Below are 22,260 nucleotides of genomic sequence, written 5' to 3' on the forward strand. Positions count from 1 at the left end.
CATCATTTTACCGACTAAGCATCTTGCCTCCTATAAACTTGGTCAGAGTGGCACTCTATTTTGTTTTGGCAAAATACTTGCCCTCACAGAACGCGACTTCCCATACTTTCGCATCACTTTTTTAAAAACAGTGCAACCACGCACCGCAACATGTTGAAAATACTCGTTCGGCTGGCTCTTTTGCCAGTCCTCCTTTTTTGCTCTTTCATCTCCCCTGCTCAGAATATCCAACAATTGGAAGCCGAGGCCCGTGCCGCTTCCGGCACCGACCGTGTGGAAAAACTCATCGCGCTTGCCGAAGCCTTGACCCAAGCCGGCGACTACGACAACGCCATCAAATGGGCTGACGAAGCAGCGGATTTTGCAAAAAAACTAAAGCAGTCGGAGCTCCGCGCCAAAGCCCTCAACCGCGAAGGCAAGGCCATGATGCTGTCTGGCAAACGCAAAGCAGCTGGCAGATTCGAGCAAAGCCTCGACCTTCTTCGCTCCACGCGCTCGGGCAACAAGGCATTGGCGCTCGACAATCTCGAAAACATGCTTGCGCTGGCACGAAAAGGCGGGAGAAGCAAGGACATAGCCGACATAGAAGCCCAGATAGAACGGCTTAAAGGTGGTGTGGTCGAGCCCCCCGCTCCGCTGCCCCCACCCCCGCCGCCCATCACACGGGAGGAGCTGCGCGAGGAGATACAGGCTCTGCAACAGGAAATCGCCAAGCAGCAGGCTCGTGTCGTAGGCAAGACAGGCGGAGGCAGCAAAGTTGACTTTGAAAAACAGGCGCAGGCGCTGCAAGCACAGCTCGCCGCCCGCGAGGCACAGATAGACCAAATGACCGAGGAGCAAATGAAGACCTCCATGCTGCTCATGCAGCAGCGTTACATGCTCGATTCGGTGGTTTTTCGCAATAGCCTCGACTCGCTAAAAGTGGAAAACTCAAGCCTTGCCTTGCGCGAGGCTGAGAGCAACCGGAAGTTTTATATCGCGGCCATCGCCGCCCTGCTGCTGCTCGCCGGTGGCTCACTGTTTAGCTTCGCTCGCGCCAGCCAATACAACAAGGTGCTGGAAGAAAAAAACAAGACCATCCGCGCCGAGCAGGAACGCTCCGAGAACTTGTTGCTCAACATCCTGCCCGCGCTCGTGGCCGACGAGCTCAAAAAGAATGGCAGCACTCAAGCCCGCTATTTTGAAAATGCCAGCGTCTTGTTTGCCGACTTCGTGGGTTTCAGCAAAATCGCCGAACAGCTCAACCCCCAAGACCTCGTGAGCGAGCTCGACACGGCTTTCAAAGCTTTCGACGATATCATCGCCCGATACGGGTTGGAAAAGATAAAGACTATCGGCGATGCCTACATGTGCGCTGGCGGCCTCAACCCGAACGGCAACAAGGAAAGCAGCCAAACCCGCGACATGGTGAGCGCGGCCCGTGAGATGCAGCATTGGCTGACGGCTTGGAATGCCGAGCGCGATGCCAAGGGATTGCCCCGCTTCGACGCGCGCATCGGCATACACCGAGGCCCTGTGGTGGCGGGTGTGGTCGGTTCCAAGAAATTTGCCTTCGATATTTGGGGCGACACGGTGAACATCGCCGCTCGCGTGGAACAGGCGGGCGAAGGCGGCAAAATCAACATATCCGGCGAGGCTTACGAAATCGTCAAGACGTTTGCGCCCTGCCATTACCGGGGGAAAATATCCGCCAAGAACAAAGGCGAGATTGACATGTATTTCGTGGAAAACTGAGCCGAGCGGGGCCTATCGTTAAGCGTTGGTTAAACAAAAAATCGGCAAAACCCGGCGTTTTACCTTTGAGCCTTTCAAATAGCTTACGTTTTTCAAAATCAAATTTTGGCAATGAAAAAAACACTCCTTGTGCTGGCCGCTTGCTTTGCTGTGGTCGCGGCTTTCGCCCAAAACAAAACCCTTCCCTCTGCCAACGTGAAAACCCTTGCAGGTCAATCCATGAACGTGCAAGAACTCGGCAAAACCGGCAAAATCACGGTGATTAGTTTCTGGGCCACTTGGTGCTCGCCTTGCAAAAAAGAACTCGATGCCATCAAGGATTACTACCCCGACTGGCAAAAGGACTATGACATGGAGCTCGTGGCTGTGAGCGTGGACGACACCCGCACCGCAGCCAAGATACCTGCCATGGTGAAGGAAAAGGGATGGGAGTACCGTATCCTGCACGACAACAACAAGGAGTTTCAGCAGACGGCCAATGTTGCTTCCGTGCCGCACACGCTTCTGCTCGATGCTTCTGGCAACATTGTCTATGAGCATGTCGGCTACACGCCGGGCGACGAGTTGGAACTGGAGGAAAAAATCAAGGCGCTGAGGAAGTAACCTTTTTTGCGCTGGTCTTTTTAGGAGCCGGAAATCGGGGTTTGTGCCTGATTTCCGGTTTTTTATGCTCTGTTCGATAGGGTTTTTCGGTCGAGCATGGTTGATATTCGTGAAAACTTAGTCAGCCTCCAAACGGAGAGGACTCGGATGACTGCCTTATATGTTTTGACAGGATTTACAGGGTTTTTCGCAGCGAAGCCTCCTCATATGTCCTGTAAATCTTGCGAATCCTGTCAAAATTCAATGTCTGTTGTCCTGCCTAAGTTTTTACAATACATCAAGAATAAAGTTTCAATTCCAATCTGGTGCGATTAAGAGACTTGTCAATATACTTAAGGGTGTAAGCGATACTATCGTTTCAATTCCAATCTGGTGCGATTAAGAGACATCAGGCCATTCCCACCCTTCCCCACCATTACTCGTTTCAATTCCAATCTGGTGCGATTAAGAGATGTTTTTCCTCACGATAATACCGAATTTCCGGAAGGTTTCAATTCCAATCTGGTGCGATTAAGAGCAGAGAGCAGGAAATAGCGAGCATTTCGAGGGGCTGTTTCAATTCCAATCTGGTGCGATTAAGAGCATTTAGGTACGATAGCGTCCATGCGGCGTGGCGATGTTTCAATTCCAATCTGGTGCGATTAAGAGCGGTTGGGAACAAAAAAGAAATGGAGAGTCACCTGTTTCAATTCCAATCTGGTGCGATTAAGAGAGAAAAAACATCACAACCGGATGCCACCTCGAGACAGTTTCAATTCCAATCTGGTGCGATTAAGAGCATGCTGACAGGCGGAAATAGGGCCACGCTGACAGGGTTTCAATTCCAATCTGGTGCGATTAAGAGGCGTGGAGGCTTCTTTTGGTTGGCGTGGAGGCTTCTTGTTTCAATTCCAATCTGGTGCGATTAAGAGGCGGATACCCTCGAGAAGGCAACCACTATGATTGCTGGTTTCAATTCCAATCTGGTGCGATTAAGAGACGACCTTCCTGTCGAACTTGTTGGACTTGGAGACCCGTTTCAATTCCAATCTGGTGCGATTAAGAGGTGGCGGTCGTAAACCTCTTTTGCCTCGGAGGCATAGTTTCAATTCCAATCTGGTGCGATTAAGAGCCTCTGGTACATCTCTCTGGCAAAACGCATACTCGCAGTTTCAATTCCAATCTGGTGCGATTAAGAGGACCTTCCTGTCGAACTTGTTGGACTTGGAGACCCGTTTCAATTCCAATCTGGTGCGATTAAGAGGGTACGCGTTATGTGGAGAATATTCTTGCTCACTTGTTTCAATTCCAATCTGGTGCGATTAAGAGCGCGATAATACTTAGGGAGCGGGACACGGTGACCTCGTTTCAATTCCAATCTGGTGCGATTAAGAGCTTCGTGTTCACACTGACTATTTTTTTGTCCCTAATGTTTCAATTCCAATCTGGTGCGATTAAGAGACGCTTACAAAGAGTAAGAAAGCCATTCCGCGTAAGGTTTCAATTCCAATCTGGTGCGATTAAGAGCATTGCCAGCATTACCTGAACCGCCATAAACCAAATGGTTTCAATTCCAATCTGGTGCGATTAAGAGGCTCCTGCTTCGCATTCTGTTGATTTTAACAATTCTCGTTTCAATTCCAATCTGGTGCGATTAAGAGACACGCGCAGTACCTTGCACGTGAAGCGTCTGCGGTTTCAATTCCAATCTGGTGCGATTAAGAGTCACAACGATTGTGCGCCACGAAAGCGGCCAGTTTCGTTTCAATTCCAATCTGGTGCGATTAAGAGGTCGGGAAGAAATTCTACCAGACGTGGGCGAGCGAGTTTCAATTCCAATCTGGTGCGATTAAGAGGCATCCGCGTAAGCGGCAGCGAGATGTGGTTCAACGTGTTTCAATTCCAATCTGGTGCGATTAAGAGAAGTCAACGAATGCAAGTTGCCAGTAGATTTTACAGTTTCAATTCCAATCTGGTGCGATTAAGAGCCAACCTCGACGACCCTCATGTGCCATCGTTTCCAGTTTCAATTCCAATCTGGTGCGATTAAGAGCGCCCGACATTGCTGCCGGGCGCTAAAGAAACCAAAGTTTCAATTCCAATCTGGTGCGATTAAGAGTTTCAATCTCTCTTTCTTGGCATGCGACCTTTACAGCGTTTCAATTCCAATCTGGTGCGATTAAGAGACAAATAAAAATAAAAAAAACTACGCGAAATTCATGTTTCAATTCCAATCTGGTGCGATTAAGAGCGACGTTTCGCGGGGTTGCGGGGCTGCGGTCGTTTGGTTTCAATTCCAATCTGGTGCGATTAAGAGCGGAATTGCAGGCCAGAGATTGTCGGTCGCACAATGTTTCAATTCCAATCTGGTGCGATTAAGAGTCTCGGTTGTGTCCGTATCATTCAGCGCAAAACGAGTTTCAATTCCAATCTGGTGCGATTAAGAGGCTACACAAGTGCTCGCCTTCCTAAATCGCGTCTGTTTCAATTCCAATCTGGTGCGATTAAGAGGCTGCACTATCAGAAGGGTTTAGCAAAAGATTCAAGTTTCAATTCCAATCTGGTGCGATTAAGAGAGAAAACTGCAAAGCGGGGCGCGTCGCTACACATTCGTTTCAATTCCAATCTGGTGCGATTAAGAGTAATGCCGCCTTCTAAACACAAACAACGTCGGACGGGTTTCAATTCCAATCTGGTGCGATTAAGAGGGTGTTCTTCAAAGTCGTCATGGTGCACTACGCTTCGTTTCAATTCCAATCTGGTGCGATTAAGAGCAGTTGCGACAGGATTGGAAACTTCAACGAGAAGAAAGTTTCAATTCCAATCTGGTGCGATTAAGAGCGTGTCGAATCAGTTGCGCTTGTCTGTGCAACGCGAGTTTCAATTCCAATCTGGTGCGATTAAGAGGCGCTTTTGGGCGCAGTGCCAACCTATGTCGACGACGGTTTCAATTCCAATCTGGTGCGATTAAGAGTACGATGACCGCGTATGCTTTCGGATTTTTCAATTGTTTCAATTCCAATCTGGTGCGATTAAGAGAAAAGGCACGAGCCTCATGGCTTGCTGCCCTCTACATGTTTCAATTCCAATCTGGTGCGATTAAGAGAGCTGTACTTTAAGCTGTACTTTAAGCTGTACTTTTGTTTCAATTCCAATCTGGTGCGATTAAGAGCCCAAGTGCCACGATGCCCAAGCGTCACCCGCGTGTTTCAATTCCAATCTGGTGCGATTAAGAGCTGGCGCTCACGCGGCTTCACCGATGCCACACTCGAGTTTCAATTCCAATCTGGTGCGATTAAGAGCAGGAGGTAAGGCAGAAGGAGATTTTCTTTGCATCGTTTCAATTCCAATCTGGTGCGATTAAGAGGCGGCGTAGAGTTTCAGGCCATCAGCCTCACCCCCGCGTTTCAATTCCAATCTGGTGCGATTAAGAGCCGATGGCCCACATGACCTTTCAGCGTAACTACATGTTTCAATTCCAATCTGGTGCGATTAAGAGAAGAAAAACGTTCTACGTCTGCACATTTTGTTACGTGTTTCAATTCCAATCTGGTGCGATTAAGAGTCTCGAAAACTTCCACGTTACGCAATTCCTTCCATAGTTTCAATTCCAATCTGGTGCGATTAAGAGAGACGGAGAAACGCCAGTATCGAGACGTTGAAAAGTTTCAATTCCAATCTGGTGCGATTAAGAGAGGGGCAAGATTTGAAACAAACCTTTTTTTGCAAATGTTTCAATTCCAATCTGGTGCGATTAAGAGGCTCAAAGACTTGGCCGACGTGGTGGCAGCGAAGATGTTTCAATTCCAATCTGGTGCGATTAAGAGCGAAAAAGTCGCAAAAGTCGAGGCTGAAAAAGCGGGTTTCAATTCCAATCTGGTGCGATTAAGAGCGGTCAGAAGCCCGCGCCAGTCCAAATTGCGGTAATGTTTCAATTCCAATCTGGTGCGATTAAGAGGGTTTTGGCGGATGTTTCGCCCGCTACGTTTTTTGCAGTTTCAATTCCAATCTGGTGCGATTAAGAGCCACTGCAAAAAAATTGGCAGAAAGCGTCATATAATGTTTCAATTCCAATCTGGTGCGATTAAGAGTTTACGCCTTCTTGCGAGCGGGCGGCTTTTGGCCGGGTTTCAATTCCAATCTGGTGCGATTAAGAGGGGACACCGTTTCGACAGGCGACAGTTATTTCGCAACGTTTCAATTCCAATCTGGTGCGATTAAGAGACGGGTGGTCGCTTTGGTTGGTGGAGCCGGGCATTGTTTCAATTCCAATCTGGTGCGATTAAGAGAGATTATCGCCAACCCGATACCGGAAATTTACCCGCGTTTCAATTCCAATCTGGTGCGATTAAGAGTTTTATTCCATGTGCCAGTCGTGAAATTCTGCGCCGTTTCAATTCCAATCTGGTGCGATTAAGAGCGAATTAATCAAACCGACCTTGTTGTTGGTCGTGGTTTCAATTCCAATCTGGTGCGATTAAGAGGGTTGTCGGAGGCGGAGGTGGGCAAACGCTTGCGATGTTTCAATTCCAATCTGGTGCGATTAAGAGCCGTCCGCGTCGTTGAAAACGATTTTGTCGTTTTCGAGTTTCAATTCCAATCTGGTGCGATTAAGAGTTTTGCCGTCCGGCTCGATTTCCGTCTTGTAATTGTGTTTCAATTCCAATCTGGTGCGATTAAGAGTTTTAAAACAAAAAACCGCCGCCAGTTGGGTGGAACAGTTTCAATTCCAATCTGGTGCGATTAAGAGAGTTGTCAGCAGGACAGTATGTCCTTATTTTCGCCTTTGTTTCAATTCCAATCTGGTGCGATTAAGAGCATTTACCGCGACGGCGACGACCCGTATAAGTGGGACTGTTTCAATTCCAATCTGGTGCGATTAAGAGGTCGGTTTATCCGCGACGAATTACGAATGCTTCATGTTTCAATTCCAATCTGGTGCGATTAAGAGCCTGACGGATGAGTTCATCGAATGTCGCCCTAGAACGTTTCAATTCCAATCTGGTGCGATTAAGAGAAATTTGCGAATTCGCGTGTTTCTGGTGAGATGCGGTTTCAATTCCAATCTGGTGCGATTAAGAGTTGTCGTCTGAACTCCCGTTGTTCCCTCTCCGCGTGTTTCAATTCCAATCTGGTGCGATTAAGAGTCTTTAAGAGGCTGAGAAAAGCCTCCGGTTGCAAGTGTTTCAATTCCAATCTGGTGCGATTAAGAGTCGTGCTTGCCTTTCGCTCAGAAAGGGGATGCTGTGTTTCAATTCCAATCTGGTGCGATTAAGAGTAAGCACGCACGCCTTTTTTCTTCTCGCACATTTGAGTTTCAATTCCAATCTGGTGCGATTAAGAGAGGCGGATTTAGGATTTAACGACCCTCCATATGGCAGTTTCAATTCCAATCTGGTGCGATTAAGAGTGGAACTGCGCCATCGGCATCTTCTGCGTTATCGCCGTTTCAATTCCAATCTGGTGCGATTAAGAGAGCGTGGTGAGAAACACTCGTTGCTTGATGCCCTGTTTCAATTCCAATCTGGTGCGATTAAGAGCCGTCTGCGTCGCCCTGTTCTACATCCTGCAGACCATGTTTCAATTCCAATCTGGTGCGATTAAGAGCAGCGGAGGATGCACCTCGTGTGCGTGTTTCTCGTGTTTCAATTCCAATCTGGTGCGATTAAGAGGGCGTAGGCGCTACCTGCTGCCGAGGCCGAAGTTCGGTTTCAATTCCAATCTGGTGCGATTAAGAGTCTAACTGACGCCATCATCCCGGCTTTCGTATCGCGTTTCAATTCCAATCTGGTGCGATTAAGAGCCTCGTAGGCTTTCACGTCGTGGTTGGCCAAGCCCAGTTTCAATTCCAATCTGGTGCGATTAAGAGGAACATTTTTCCCTTTGCCGCCTATTTGAAGATTTAGTTTCAATTCCAATCTGGTGCGATTAAGAGTCTCGCAAACTTCCTCGTTATTCCATTCCTTCGATAGTTTCAATTCCAATCTGGTGCGATTAAGAGCATCACCAAAAACGGTTACATGACTCTTCGTAAGAGGTTTCAATTCCAATCTGGTGCGATTAAGAGCGCAGCCCCCCAGTCCTTCCGAAGAAGGTTCCGGGTTTCAATTCCAATCTGGTGCGATTAAGAGTTGCTTCACGAGGCATCTGGAGCCCGCATTTCTTATGAGTTTCAATTCCAATCTGGTGCGATTAAGAGAGATACCATGCCCGGCCATATTACCGACAGGGTTTGTTTCAATTCCAATCTGGTGCGATTAAGAGAGCGTCATTAACATTAACATTAACATTAAATGTCAGTTTCAATTCCAATCTGGTGCGATTAAGAGAAATTAATTTTACCGTTGTTTTCCCACGAGATTTTTTCTTTCAATTCCAATCTGGTGCGATTAAGAGTCAGCTCGCGGAGGAAATGGACAAGACGATTCAACACACTTTCAATTCCAATCTGGTGCGATTAAGAGTTGGCATTTTCCTCGTTTTGCTTTTCGTCTGTCGCGTCTTTCAATTCCAATCTGGTGCGATTAAGAGTGCGTCGACAAGGTTAGCGCCTTGCAGGTCGGCGTGGCCTTTCAATTCCAATCTGGTGCGATTAAGAGTTCAATAGGACAGAGGAGCATAACTCGATTCAAAACTTTCAATTCCAATCTGGTGCGATTAAGAGTTGCCAAACGTCGGCGCTTACGTCCCGTTCATCATGACTTTCAATTCCAATCTGGTGCGATTAAGAGAACTTGAAAAAAGGTTAAAAGAATTTTTGGAGAAACTTTCAATTCCAATCTGGTGCGATTAAGAGCCACGCTCGTCACCGTGCCGCCGCTACCCGTCGCGCCTTTCAATTCCAATCTGGTGCGATTAAGAGTACGGTCTGCGCCGCTCAGATTAATATCTCGAAACAACTTTCAATTCCAATCTGGTGCGATTAAGAGTCGCCAGCGTCCCATATGTAGCCGTTTCTGTCTTCATCTTTCAATTCCAATCTGGTGCGATTAAGAGCATACGCTGTTGACCAGCGTCCGCTGGATGTGTTTCTTTCAATTCCAATCTGGTGCGATTAAGAGCGTGACGGCAACGGCAAGCGACGGCACGTCTGCGACTTCTTTCAATTCCAATCTGGTGCGATTAAGAGTGCGGGCGGTTTGTTTCTTTGGGCGGGAAAGTGACAACTTTCAATTCCAATCTGGTGCGATTAAGAGTGCCTGCGCTGCTGCATATTGCGGCAACGTGCACCTCTTTCAATTCCAATCTGGTGCGATTAAGAGTCATTAAGGACAACGAGACATGGCTCACCACCATCGCCTTTCAATTCCAATCTGGTGCGATTAAGAGGCTCACCATCCGCTCCGAGGCGCGGGCGGAATTGCCTTTCAATTCCAATCTGGTGCGATTAAGAGAATATGCCGCCCGGCGTTGCGCTTCTCTCAAATCTTTCTTTCAATTCCAATCTGGTGCGATTAAGAGCGGATGACGCCGCCGGGCGCGTCTTCGATGGAGACACTTTCAATTCCAATCTGGTGCGATTAAGAGCCGAGCAATTCGACGCGCTCAAAGCCGCCGACCTCGACTTTCAATTCCAATCTGGTGCGATTAAGAGGATACCCTCAAAAGGTTAGAGGCTGAATTGCCCTACCTCTTTCAATTCCAATCTGGTGCGATTAAGAGAAGATATTCGGTTCATCATAAACCGTCGCAAACAACTTTCAATTCCAATCTGGTGCGATTAAGAGGGAGGCTTGGCGGAGGCTATCCGCGCCTTCCATAATCTTTCAATTCCAATCTGGTGCGATTAAGAGAAAACACCAAACGAGGAAGATATTCCTTTTTGAGACACTTTCAATTCCAATCTGGTGCGATTAAGAGGTTCGGGCAAGTGTGCTCTCGGTCGTAAATGCCCCTTTCAATTCCAATCTGGTGCGATTAAGAGCATGCCGATTTTCACAGGCACATGGAGAGGGAGCATCTTTCAATTCCAATCTGGTGCGATTAAGAGTAATCATGTTGCCGCTCACGTTGGCACTCATGCGAACTTTCAATTCCAATCTGGTGCGATTAAGAGCCGACCCGCCGGTGGCAGTATTCCTATACAGAGGTCTTTCAATTCCAATCTGGTGCGATTAAGAGATGATTTTTCCCTGCGACTTCGACCTGCTCGAAACTTTCAATTCCAATCTGGTGCGATTAAGAGCAACAGCAACCGCCACGCTTATAAGGATAAATGATCTTTCAATTCCAATCTGGTGCGATTAAGAGAAAGCGCCTCGAAAACCAGCATCGCCTGCAAGAATCTTTCAATTCCAATCTGGTGCGATTAAGAGCCCTGCGAAATCGGCACCACGCCAGTCGTTATTTTCTTTCAATTCCAATCTGGTGCGATTAAGAGAATTCTGGCGGAATCCGTCCGCTCTGTTTTTTAGCACTTTCAATTCCAATCTGGTGCGATTAAGAGTATCGTCAACTCATCAAAATATCCAGTTACTGGATCTTTCAATTCCAATCTGGTGCGATTAAGAGGCAAGTTTTGCGGCGAGAGGAACGCCTTCCGACCAACTTTCAATTCCAATCTGGTGCGATTAAGAGGAACTTCACATCTTTGGAGGCCAAACAAATTTGGCCCTTTCAATTCCAATCTGGTGCGATTAAGAGGTGTGAGGGGCTTGGTGGTATTGTAGGCTCGCTTGACTTTCAATTCCAATCTGGTGCGATTAAGAGCTGCCTCGATACCGTCGTAGAGCAGGCTGGATGAAAACTTTCAATTCCAATCTGGTGCGATTAAGAGAGGGGAAAAAGCGGGCAGCGTCGTACCGGGCACGACCTTTCAATTCCAATCTGGTGCGATTAAGAGGCCACGAGGCTGAAAAGCAATACTCCGGCAGCGTTGCCTTTCAATTCCAATCTGGTGCGATTAAGAGATAAATCTGCGGCAGAAGTATTCGGCGAAATGAAGATCTTTCAATTCCAATCTGGTGCGATTAAGAGATGCGCGGGTCGCTGTCGTCCCAGTCGTCATTTACTTTCAATTCCAATCTGGTGCGATTAAGAGAAGCGTGGTTAGAAACACTCGTTGCTTGATGCCCTCTTTCAATTCCAATCTGGTGCGATTAAGAGCGTGTCGGAGTGACGCACACACGGCGATAACGCCACTTTCAATTCCAATCTGGTGCGATTAAGAGTCAAAAAGGCCAACAATATAAGGACGACATTCATCTTTCAATTCCAATCTGGTGCGATTAAGAGAGCCCGTCGGGCGCCTCTATTACTTGCTGGTAGTCTTTCAATTCCAATCTGGTGCGATTAAGAGCAGCGGAGGATGCACCTCGTGTGCGTGTTTCTCGTCTTTCAATTCCAATCTGGTGCGATTAAGAGAAGTGTGGAGGTTCCGAGCATGGCTCGGCTTCGCCTTTCAATTCCAATCTGGTGCGATTAAGAGGGACGACTGTCTGCCGACAGCCGGCGTGGAGGATGAACTTTCAATTCCAATCTGGTGCGATTAAGAGCGCGGATTCAAACTAAAACTAAAATTTTTCACAACTTTCAATTCCAATCTGGTGCGATTAAGAGTCTTTTGCGTGCCTCGCAGGTTGATAGGAGTACCTTCTTTCAATTCCAATCTGGTGCGATTAAGAGTCAGATTCCGCTCGTGGAGCAGAATGATATCCCGGTCTTTCAATTCCAATCTGGTGCGATTAAGAGGAACGTGACGAACGCGCACAAACAGGACAAGATTGTCTTTCAATTCCAATCTGGTGCGATTAAGAGATCTGGGGCGGTGTAATCAGGGACGGTGCAATCTTCTTTCAATTCCAATCTGGTGCGATTAAGAGCTACATTCAGGTATGCAACGAACTCAAGTTGCTCTCTTTCAATTCCAATCTGGTGCGATTAAGAGGTGGTGAAAAGTGTTTTTAGTTTTTCTAGCCAACCACTTTCAATTCCAATCTGGTGCGATTAAGAGCCTCTGGACATTACCGGGGGCGGCGTTTTGCTTTTGTCTTTCAATTCCAATCTGGTGCGATTAAGAGCCGTTTGACTAAAATGTTTAATAGCCTGAATAACAGACCTTTAATTAAGCAGGTTTATGCTTTTTGCCAACATAAAAGTCGTCGAACCCCGATAGCGCAAAAATACCGGGCGACCGACGACTTTTCACAAGAAATTGTCCAGTTTATTCCTCTCCCGCCCGATTATCTCCTTCTCCAACCACCGCTCCTCCCGACTGGCAAAGACAATCAAACTGTCCTCTTGCAAGTCCATCAACTTCCGGGCGTGATGCCGCAGCTCTCGCAGCTGAACCTCCGTGATCTCGCCCTCGAATACCGAGTTCTGAATCCAATGCAGGTAGCGCCTGCACAACTTGAGCATCTTGCCGACGCGTTTTTCGCCTACATCGTACACGAGAATAACATACATAGCAGGTGAACGGGTAAAGGAAAGTGAACGTGAGCGGGACTACCACCAGATTTTGAAAGGCTTGTAGGCGGGTTCCATGCCGAGGATGTACTTGGTCAGTTTGTAGCACTCCAGCCTAATGAGGTATTTGTAAGACACCTTTTTGTTTAGCGTCCGGTGCTGTATGGTCTCCTTGAGCCGCTCTTCGAGCGCCTTGAGGAAAATTTGCTTGCCCGCGTTGTTGAGCAAGCAGCCGTTTGTCGTGTTGTCGAAATGCTTGGCCTGCAGCTCGCGCTTGTTCACCACCGTGAAAATCGTGCGATCCACCAAAATAGGCTTGAACACCTCCGCCAGGTCGAGCGCCAACGAGTAGCGCCGTGCCCCCGGCTCGTGCAAAAAACTGATCGTGGGGTTCAACTGCGTGTGGTAGATCGCATCCAGCGCCTGCGAGTAGCACACCATGTTGCCGAACGAAATGAGCGCGTTCACCTCGTTGCCCGGCGGCTGCTTCATGCGACCGCCCAGCTCAAACTCGTTCAGGATGTGGTCGAACGCCGAGTAGTACGTCTGCCGCACGTTGCCCTCCAGCCCCATCAGCGCGGGCACGTCGCGCACGTCCGCAAGCCCCTCCCGGTACTGCTCGATGGCCGCCATCTGCGCCGCAAGGTCGCGCCCCCGCCCGGAGTAGTACTTCAAGTTCCGTAGCATATTGGCCGACGCGCCCTCCACAAATCCGCGCGCCAAATGCAGCCGCCGCGCCGGGTCGAGATAGGCCCGCGTCTGCTCCACCTGCATCTTGCCCGCCAACAAATACTCCTTGGGCTGAAACGACCCCGAGTAGTGCTCGTAGTAGTCGAAAAAATGCACGCTCACGCGCTTCTTGCCCAAAAACGTGTACAGCGCACTGTTGGCGTCCAGACTGCCAAACACAAAAAGCGTTTCCAGTCCTTCCACCGGGATGAACTTGGGCGGCAGTTCGCGGCCTTGCTCGTCCTTGGGCACAAAGCGCAACGTGTTGTCCTGGCGTTCGAGGCGGCCGGGGTTGAACAAATAATAGGTGTCCTTCATCGTAGTGGTGTTTTTTTGTCTGGTGCGCAGGCCCTATGCCTCCTCTCCGACAAAACATAAGTCATAGTACGAACAACTGTTGCATATTTTGATCCGAATGGCCGGCGGGCATTCCGCCTGCCCCACGATGCGCCGCACCTCGGCCTCCCAGTGCTCAATTTCCCGTACATCGGCCTCGGTGAGCGGCGGCACCGCCTCGGTCTTGCGCAAGTCCGGGTACTCGATCAGGCCCGATGCGTCGGTCACGCCGTGCTGCCGGAGTCTGTAGAGGTAGTACTGCACCTGTGCCCGATGCGCCGCTTCGATGGCGCGGCCCCGCTTGGTTTCGTGCACCACTTTGTTTTTGGGGTCGAAGAAGTCTATTTTGATACCGTCGAGTTCGACCTGGGTGTACTTGTCGGCTCGGCGGTCGTAGGCCGTGTCGCCGATGAGTTTGCCCTCTGCCACCATGTCGCTGGTGTGCTCCATGCGGATTTCGTGGGCGTGGAGCCAGAGCTCCCGATGGCAAACGTGATAGAGGTTGATGAGCGTGGCGGTGATGTTTTGCATAGTCAGAAAAAGTTGTCTGCATTTTCAAGTTTTGACTCGTCCAGACCGGATTCCAGTTTGTATAAATCTTCGTACCGTGTGAGTACGAAGTAATTTTCAAAGCAGTCCATTTCATCGCAAAAACATCGCAATCCCAGCCGGTTTTTGGGGCTATCGAATGTCGAAAACGTGAACTTTGACAAGATGCCCTGCAAAGTTTTCTGCTCGATTTTGCTGGCGACAAAGTCTGCAGGCTTTTCTTTATTGCCACAAAGTTTCCGATAAAACTGCCAAACGGCTGTGCCATCAATTTCGACATCGTCACGACTCCAAATCTTTGATTTTTCCAAAAATTGGAGTTCATTTTCGCTGAAAAAACCTTCTTGTTCGCCTTTCTCATTTTCAATCGTTAAAGGCAAAGCCAGTGGCACAAACACCGAAAGCGTCGGCTGGTCAATGAGTTTGAATTTCTCGTGTGCTGCCGGGAAATCCAATTTTTGGAGCAATGGCAAATAATCGTCTTGAAAATTCTCTTTCAGTTGACTCTGGTTTCGTTTCTCAATTTCAACAAAAACGCGGTCATACAATTTCCCAAAATCCTTCTCTTCTAAAACTGCCTGACGCTCGGCCAATGTCATTTCGCGCATTGCATCGAGCCGCAAATCTTCTTTGTACAGAATGCCGGGCTCATTCACTTTAAACAACCAAACCTCGCAGCCTTTTTTGTTCACGTTGCGGTTCACCCGCCCGGCAAGTTGTTCGTCAGAGTCAATCAACGAAATGTTTTTGAAGCCCAAATCCATGTCAATATCCACGCCCGCCTCCACGACCTGTGTGGTGATGAGTAGCACTTTTAGGTTCTCCGTTCGCTGGTGTTTTTTCAAAAAAGCAATGATCTCACGGCGGCGACTTTCCAAGATTGTCCCGGAGAGCACGAAGATTTCGTCAAAAAACTTGTCCAACTGCTCAAACTCGCCTCTGAACTCAGTAGCCGATTTTTTGAAAATAAACTCCACCATCGTGAACACGCGCCCCTCGCATTCGGGCAGCGCAGCGCGGGCGCGCGATTTTTCCAAGACAGTAGCCGCCAGTTCGGGCAAGGTGATTGGCACTTTGCCAGATGCTCCTAGCAAATCGAAGCGGAAAGTCACCCGCCCCTGGAAATTCGGGTTCAGGAAGTATCGCTTCGGGTCAGGCAGCAAATCTGTCACCGGTGGCAGAGGTCTTTTGGCCGCACGACGCACGGCTTCGATTTTGTCCAATCGTGGCAGGGTGGCCGACATCAGGATGAAGCGGATGTTGAAGTATTGCCCATATTCGTTGAGCAAAAAAAGCATTTTGTCCCATTGTTTAGGCGGGTACGATTGCAATTCGTCAAGGACTACTACCGAGTTTGCCAGCCGGTGCATCAGATAAATGTCGTCTTTGCGGTCGGATTTCAGAATGTCGAAAAAGCGGATGTGCGTCAGCAGCGTGAAAGGGTAGAGCACGAATAAGTTTTGCAAAAAATCCCGCTTTTTGTCGCCGTAAGTGCCATCTTCTTTGGCCTCCTCGCCCTCATCTTCTTCCCCTGTTGCCGTTTCTTTCACTTCTGATAAAGTTTGAAAACCCGCCCGGCTGTGCAGCAACGCGATGTCGTCGTCGCTGAGCAGCAAGGTGTCTTTGATGCTTTTGTGCGTTTGCGTAATGAGCGTCGTGAAGGGAAAGACATAAAATACCTTGTTCAATTCAGGGTTGGCTCGCATCAGTTCGGCTACTGCCAACATCGAGAGGTTGGTCTTTCCGCCGCCCGTCGGGGCTTCGAGGTAAAAAAGTCGCTGGTCGCGGTGGTCTTCCAATTGCCGCAGCACTTCTACGGTCATTTCTGTGCGCAACAGGTTCAGGTTGTCACCGTTTGGCTCGGTCGGATGTTGGAGCGAATTGCTCGATTCAAAAAACTTGTAAGCGAGGGCATTGTACTTTTTTGCAGTTCGAGCAGCGCGGATGAGTGCGGCCCGCTTGGCCTCGCTGAACACCCCCCAGTGCTGCTCCGTCTCCATCTCCATTTCATGGCCATAGTGCCAGGTAGCCATGTAGTCCGAGGCCGTGAGCAGGGAAAAATTGAGGCGGAGGAGGGCGAAGAGGGCGAAGTCGGTCGGCTTTTGAGCGAACATCTTTAGCACGCCTTCAATGTTTTGAAAATACTTTTCTGAAACTTCAACGGCTGGAAACCCTATGTACATCTGCAAGTAACCGCCCAATTGAGCGCGAAACCTCAAAAACTGGCTGTTCGTCACGCGCTGTTGCGGCTGTTTCAATTTGGGGCTATGGTGCAACAAAATCGTGTTGCAAAAAAGCAAAGCCAACACCGATAGTTTTTTCTGGTCGTCTGTCGAAGGCACTTCCAAGCGGATTTTTTCCAAATGATAAACTGAAAAAATATAGCCGCCTAAATCCGAATGCCCAGAGCAAGGTTGGAATATCTCCGGGAAATTGCCTTGAAACAGCGCATCTTCATTTTGCATTCGCTTTGTTTGAAAATGCTCGTTGACTTTGCCGAAATCATGAAAAGCGATCGTGTTGACAAAGAAGGTCAATGCCCATTCGACTGCGGCAGATGGATCGTCAAACTTCAAAGATTCGACAAGTTGGCGCGTCAATCGCTCCACAACGGCATCCAAACCATGCAACTCGCAAATTTTCCGAGCATGACCAAGCACCAAGTCCAAATGCTCGCCCAGTGTTTCTGCCTTCTTGTCAGCGGGGTCGCCAGGTTTCGGGATGTGCGCGAGGTATTTTTCGGCGTTGACCAACAAACCGTTTTCGACCCGCATGGCTTCGCCGAGCATGATGGACAAAGGTTTCATGACTCAAAAAAGGTGGATGATTTTGGCAGTTCCGTCGGGCAATTTGACTTGCCAAAGAGGTGGCATTTTGGCGTTTTCCCGAAACGTGCAATCCGTAAAGGCGAACTCGGCAAGGTCATATTGGACAAATTTCATCGGCTTGACTTTTCGAGGTTCTATGTTGACGGATGAAAACAAATCCGGCGTTTCAGCCTCTTCGGGGTCGCCAACGAAAAACTTTGTTGGAAGCCGCTCGAAATTGATGTAACTGGCTGCATTGACCATTTTGCCCAAATCAATGTCAAAATCCAACTGGGCTTTCCCTTCTTTCACAGAGCCTTTTCGCACAAAAACCGAACTCACCCGAAAATCGCCTGTCGCCGCGAAAGGTTCAAATTCATATTCTCGCACCGAATCGGTTTCCCACCAAGCGGCACACTCGTTTTTCCCGAAATACGGCAGATATTCAGCCTCACCGGCCCGGATGCGTTCGTGCAGGCGGGCTTGTTCTTCCACATCAAGGTCGAGGAGGAGATACACTCGGTAAGCCGGACGGCGAAGTGTTTGCTCCGTGACGATGAGGTTGCCATCAGCATTGGCATAGCCCACCGTGTTGGTGTATTTGACGACGGTTTTGACAAAATTGCCCTTGTCATGCCAGCCTTCAAGCGGCTCGATGCCCACGCGCAAGTCCCTGAACTTGGAATAGTACTCCGGGAAAACACCCTGTCGCTGATAGCCCTCCAAACCTGCAATGGCGCCAAGTATGCCGAGCAAGGCAGGTTTGTGCAACAGGTTGAAGGTCAGTTGCAAGCCCTCGTTCACATCCGGCTTTTTGAACACGCCGAAATCGCCCTTCAAGTCGAAGGAAATCAAGGTCTGTCGCATGGCTTACTGGTGGATTTCGTGATGAATAGCCCCGGCCGGCACGCCCTTGACAGTCGAAGCGGTGGAGTCATACCAGATTTCGATTTTCTCGACGGCATCCTTGACGTGCGGACGCGCGAGAATTTCGCTTACAGCCGAAAGGTCAATGGTGCGTTTGTCGTCATCGCCAATGCTGATAAGTTCCACAAAAGAAGGCAGCACCAATTTAGAGCCGGGTTTCAATTGCACCCAAAGCAGCAGTTCGTTTTCGGTGCCGGATTTGGCCGAGGAGTCGTAGAGCGTCACGCCGCGAGAGAGGCCTGCTTTTAGTTTGGCGATGTCCTCATCGTTGAGGGCTTCGCCGCCGGAGAGCGCAGCGAGGTCTGCAAGATTTTGCGGGTTGACGGAGAAGTGGTGGACGTAGTGGCCTTCGCGCAGTTTGAACTGAGTGCCGAGGGTGGTTTGCATAGAGTCCTTTTTCTCATCTCCGGGATTACGGAATGGCGACGAAATTTGCTCTGAATAAATAGCACTTTCAGGAAAACGATTGACTCCATGCGTGATTTGGGCCGTGCCATGAATAGAAAGACTGACCCCTTTTTCCGCGAATGTGCCACCGAACAGGCGCACATCTGTACAGGTGAGCAGGTTTTTCAATACCTCTTTCCGGTTCTTCACATCCTTATCTTTGCCCTCGTTTTTGGGAAAATCACCAAACAATTCGATATAGGTTTCGCCCAATGAACGAGGTTGCATTTCCTCCTTACTTAGCGATTTATAGTAAAATACTTCTTTGGCAGAATGTACTTTATGTAGCCAATTTCGCACACTGTATTTCAGCACCTTGTCGGTGGCGTACACCGTGCCATCGGGCAGGGTGCGGGGCTGGTGGGTGAAGTCGGCATTGTAGTTGGAGTTGATGGATTTGACGATGACGCATCCGAAGACGCGGTTTTGGAATGCAGTGGCCATGATTTTGTAAATTTGAGTTTAGAGGTGAAAATTAGTTGGTTGTTACAGTTTTAAAGTTCATTATCGTTTTTCTGCTTTTTCTCGTAAAATACTGAAGGGGCAAAGTATCCCGCTAATACAAAAGACTTCATGTCTTTCATGTCAATCTGTTTTTTCGTGGATTCGGCTTGCAGATTGTACGCCTGTAAAGCGCACATCAATTTTTCAAATCTTCCTCTTCCTTGCCTGGACAACTTATGCCAGTATCGCTGGAAGGACTTTTCGATTTCCTGTACAAGTAACTTAGGCGTTCCTTTTTGAACAAAGGGTTCGAGCATCATGTGCGTAGGGGTTTGCGCCTCTGTTTGCCCAAGCAGGTAGTCAATCATTTGTCCAGCGACGAAGGAAAACTCAACTTCGTCATCAACAAGGATTTGTTCTTTTGAGTCTGCGATTGACTGCGTTTTCGCTAAGAGTTCTTCAAATTTAGTTGGCATAAAAAACTTTTTAAAGTTAATATTGGAAGGGTCGAAATGGTGGTTGAGACTAAACCAGATGTTCAGTTTATCCATGAGGGAGAACATTCTTCCCTGTTTCAAATCATCTGAAATTCCGGCGAGCATGATTTCTTTGAAAATTTGTCCGTTGATGCTTTGCCGCATAGACTTGTAGATGAAGTCATAAATCGGCTTTCGATACTTTCTAAAAGCAAGCAACGTATTGTGCAGATTTTCAAAATTTTTTCCTTCAATGTCGTTAAAGTATCCATCCCATTTTCGATACTTGTTGGCCAGCACCTTCCAAAAAACATGGGTTTGTAAATCCGAAACATTCGAGAGGGGTGGGTATCGAACCTCCGATTTTGATTCCTTTTCCTTGATTTTGAAAAGATTTAGGATTTCCCACGACTGACCTTTCTTGTCTTTTAATTCAAACTCGAAACGACTGACAAAATCAAAATCTCGAATTTCACCACCAACCATAAACAGGAGGTAGTAGTTACCGAGCTCATGGTCGGGCTTGGCTTTTCTCATATCTCTCCAAAGTTCCCTGATGATTTCGAGATATGCTTTGCGTTGTTCGCCCCCTGAAACAGCATCATCCTTAAAAATTTTGAATGCCTGCTCTCGCTCGTCGGCCATGATGAACAATGGCAAAGGATTGGGAAACAATTTCCGGCGGCTCAAATCCGAGAAGTCATAGAGCGTTTGCGCCTCTTCGGAAGAGATGCGCCCTGCGATGTCGAATGTGGCCGATTGATGCAGGAGAAAAGGTTTTTTCAACGGGAAGCCGTTGAACCAGTTGCTCGTGCCGTGCAACAAATCGGGACTTTTAGAGTCTGCCAGATTATACTCTGAAGTATTGAATAGTTTCTCTTTCAGGTACTTGCGGTTGGCTGCTGCATACGTTTCGAGGGGCAGGTCAAGATAAAAAATGACGTACTCGCCATCTTTTACTGACGGATATGCCTCCACTTTTGCCAGCCAACGGTGCAGACGGTCGCGGTCGCTTAGTGCGACTCGGAAGGCTTCAGCGATGCGTTTTTCTTCGTCGTTTTCGAGCAACGCGACGGCTTTGGCAAAATAGCCGTCAATCCGGTCGTACACCTGCGACTTTTTTTCTGCCTGATTGGTCAGGTATTGGTCGCCACCTTCCAGATTAGTGCGTTTCAAGGCAAAACAAAATGGCGATGCCGAATGAATGGCTTTGACAGGCGTATCGAAGCATTTATTGGTGTCCACCATCCAGGCGACCTGCGACCAAGCGGCGCATTTTTTAAACCAATCTTCTACCGTAGTTTTTTTACTGAATACACCTGCAAAGGCCAACTCGTCGGCAATGCTGATTTGCTCAGGAGTGCTTTCCACCCGAAGGACGATGTGTAGCCCCTCTTTCGGTGTGAGGTTGAGGTTGCGGAATACCGGGTCATCAACGACCGTTTGGGTGAATTGGACAAGTTCTTTTAGCATAGCGATTTCGTTTGATGATGCAGTAGGGATCAATACGTCAAAGCAGATTGGACCTGCTTCAACTACTCACAAGCCCATCCTCTGGGTTTGGAAGCCAAAGGATTCTCTTGAGGCGATGCTCATAGATTATGCGACGACCCCTATGCATCAAGTGACGCAAAGGTAAAGGCCAAAAAAATCAAAACAATAGGTAGGTAAAAATAAATTTTTGCAAACCCAAAAATATTTAGACCTTCGTGGGGTGGTTTTTCAAACCCATTTATTTTAAACAACTGAAAATCAATTGTTTTATTCGCAATCGCACCGTTTTGGAATTGAAACAAACAGGAGGTTGGTTTTTTTAAAATCTCCATTTCAATCGTACCACTTTTGGATTTTCAACGGCTGCCTGTAAGGGCAGCCGTTTTTATTCCCCGCCACAAATCTCCTCCACCATCCTCCGAACCTATTTCCCCACCCCCTCTACTTTTTCACTTTTTTACGGAATAGCCCCGCAGCCGAAGCCTTGTGCATTTTCTTTTCCAAATCCCGCCAACAACCCCACTTCCACCAACTCCCGCGGCACCTCCAACTCAAAATCGAACATCCAGCCCTTCACCCGCGTCTCCGCCGGAGTGCCGCTTTTGATGGTGACGAGTTTCGACTTTGGCGGCGGCCCGACCGGGCGAAACCCAAACTGCGCGGCATCCCAGAACCTGGGCGGCTCGTGGCCGGTAGCGGCGGCGTATTTGTCCAGCAGGTTGAGCAACAGCAACCTGCCGAAGTCCGCGTCGTCGGGGTGCAGATATTCGTCGGGCTGGTTGTCGGGGCGTTTGCGGGCGATGACGAGGGGAGACAGTGTGCGGATGCGCACCGGCTCCGGGCCGTTGGGCAGTTGCAGCGGGCGCATTTCCACCGTCTGCACCACGAAGCGCACTTGACTAAGGCGGTCGCCGAGGCGGAATTGTTGTTCCTGAAATAGCCCGCGCACAAACTCTTCCGCCGCACGGTCGAGGTAAAAACCGATGACGAAGGACACTTCGCGTGCTTGTATGTGCAGCCGGTCGCCTTCCATGCGGAACTTGGGCACGCGCAGCTGCGAAAAACTGAACAGTTTGAACGACTTGCGCCCAGTTGTATAGCCGCGCTGATGCAGAAAAGCAGAGTATTCGGCATCGGCGTTTTGCAACACCTTGTATATCCAAGCCGACAGTTCGTACTGGTAATTGACGGGCAGCACGGGGTGCTCGTCGAGGCAGCGAAGCGTGATGTTGAATTGCATTTTTTTGGTCGGATTGGTTATGTGATTGATTGAATTGACAGGGCAAAGATTGAGCAGGTGAGAGGGAACTGGCTTCCATACCCCCCTC

At 48.7% G+C, this 22,260-nt stretch carries 11 protein-coding genes and 1 CRISPR repeat array; of the genes, 2 read left to right on the forward strand and 9 right to left on the reverse strand.

Annotated features, from left to right (window positions below; translation table 11 throughout):
* The first annotated feature begins 150 nt into the window (after positions 1–150).
* Positions 151–1,734 carry a hypothetical protein gene (locus KIS77_02550; GenBank protein ID MCW5921195.1) on the forward strand — a complete coding sequence of 528 codons (1,584 nt, stop codon included), beginning with the start codon at positions 151–153 and terminating at the stop codon, positions 1,732–1,734.
* Positions 1,735–1,845: 111 nt separating this feature from the next.
* The gene (locus tag KIS77_02555; protein MCW5921196.1) at positions 1,846–2,337 is read left to right on the forward strand and encodes a TlpA family protein disulfide reductase; all 492 of its coding nucleotides are present in this window, start codon (positions 1,846–1,848) and stop codon (positions 2,335–2,337) included.
* Positions 2,338–2,625: 288 nt separating this feature from the next.
* Positions 2,626–12,335: direct repeats of the CRISPR family, unit length 29 nt; unit sequence TTTCAATTCCAATCTGGTGCGATTAAGAG.
* Between the two features lie 124 nt (positions 12,336–12,459).
* Here KIS77_02555 and cas2 read toward each other — a convergent pair.
* The 9 genes from cas2 to cas6 all read right to left on the reverse strand — a co-directional run bounded on the left by cas2 (position 12,460) and on the right by cas6 (position 22,172).
* Positions 12,460–12,723 (reverse strand): CRISPR-associated endonuclease Cas2, encoded by a 264-nt coding sequence (gene cas2 / locus KIS77_02560; protein MCW5921197.1) that lies wholly within the window; start codon positions 12,721–12,723, stop codon positions 12,460–12,462.
* 39 nt (positions 12,724–12,762) lie between these two features.
* Positions 12,763–13,770 (reverse strand): type I-B CRISPR-associated endonuclease Cas1, encoded by a 1,008-nt coding sequence (gene cas1b, locus KIS77_02565; GenBank protein MCW5921198.1) that lies wholly within the window; start codon positions 13,768–13,770, stop codon positions 12,763–12,765.
* Between the two features lie 33 nt (positions 13,771–13,803).
* On the reverse strand, positions 13,804–14,319 hold the full coding sequence (gene cas4 / locus KIS77_02570; GenBank protein ID MCW5921199.1) for a CRISPR-associated protein Cas4: 516 nt from the start codon (positions 14,317–14,319) through the stop codon (positions 13,804–13,806).
* A 2-nt stretch (positions 14,320–14,321) separates the two neighbouring features.
* A complete protein-coding gene (cas3, locus tag KIS77_02575) occupies positions 14,322–17,144 on the reverse strand; it encodes a CRISPR-associated helicase Cas3' (protein ID MCW5921200.1) in 2,823 nt (940 codons plus the stop codon).
* A gap of 3 nt (positions 17,145–17,147) precedes the next feature.
* Entirely contained in the window at positions 17,148–18,011 is an 864-nt protein-coding gene (cas5b, locus tag KIS77_02580) for a type I-B CRISPR-associated protein Cas5 (GenBank protein MCW5921201.1), read from the reverse strand.
* A 3-nt stretch (positions 18,012–18,014) separates the two neighbouring features.
* Positions 18,015–18,962, reverse strand: a complete 948-nt coding sequence (locus KIS77_02585) for a type I CRISPR-associated protein Cas7 (protein MCW5921202.1) — start codon at positions 18,960–18,962, stop codon at positions 18,015–18,017.
* Positions 18,963–19,012: 50 nt separating this feature from the next.
* Entirely contained in the window at positions 19,013–20,911 is a 1,899-nt protein-coding gene (locus KIS77_02590; GenBank protein MCW5921203.1) for a hypothetical protein, read from the reverse strand.
* Positions 20,912–21,051: 140 nt separating this feature from the next.
* Positions 21,052–21,264 (reverse strand): hypothetical protein, encoded by a 213-nt coding sequence (locus tag KIS77_02595; GenBank protein ID MCW5921204.1) that lies wholly within the window; start codon positions 21,262–21,264, stop codon positions 21,052–21,054.
* 125 nt (positions 21,265–21,389) lie between these two features.
* Positions 21,390–22,172, reverse strand: coding sequence for a CRISPR-associated endoribonuclease Cas6 (gene cas6, locus KIS77_02600; GenBank protein ID MCW5921205.1), 783 nt, complete (start codon positions 22,170–22,172; stop codon positions 21,390–21,392).
* Positions 22,173–22,260 lie beyond the last annotated feature (88 nt).

Source organism: Saprospiraceae bacterium, from assembly GCA_026129545.1.
Classification (GTDB): Bacteria; Bacteroidota; Bacteroidia; order Chitinophagales; family Saprospiraceae; genus M3007.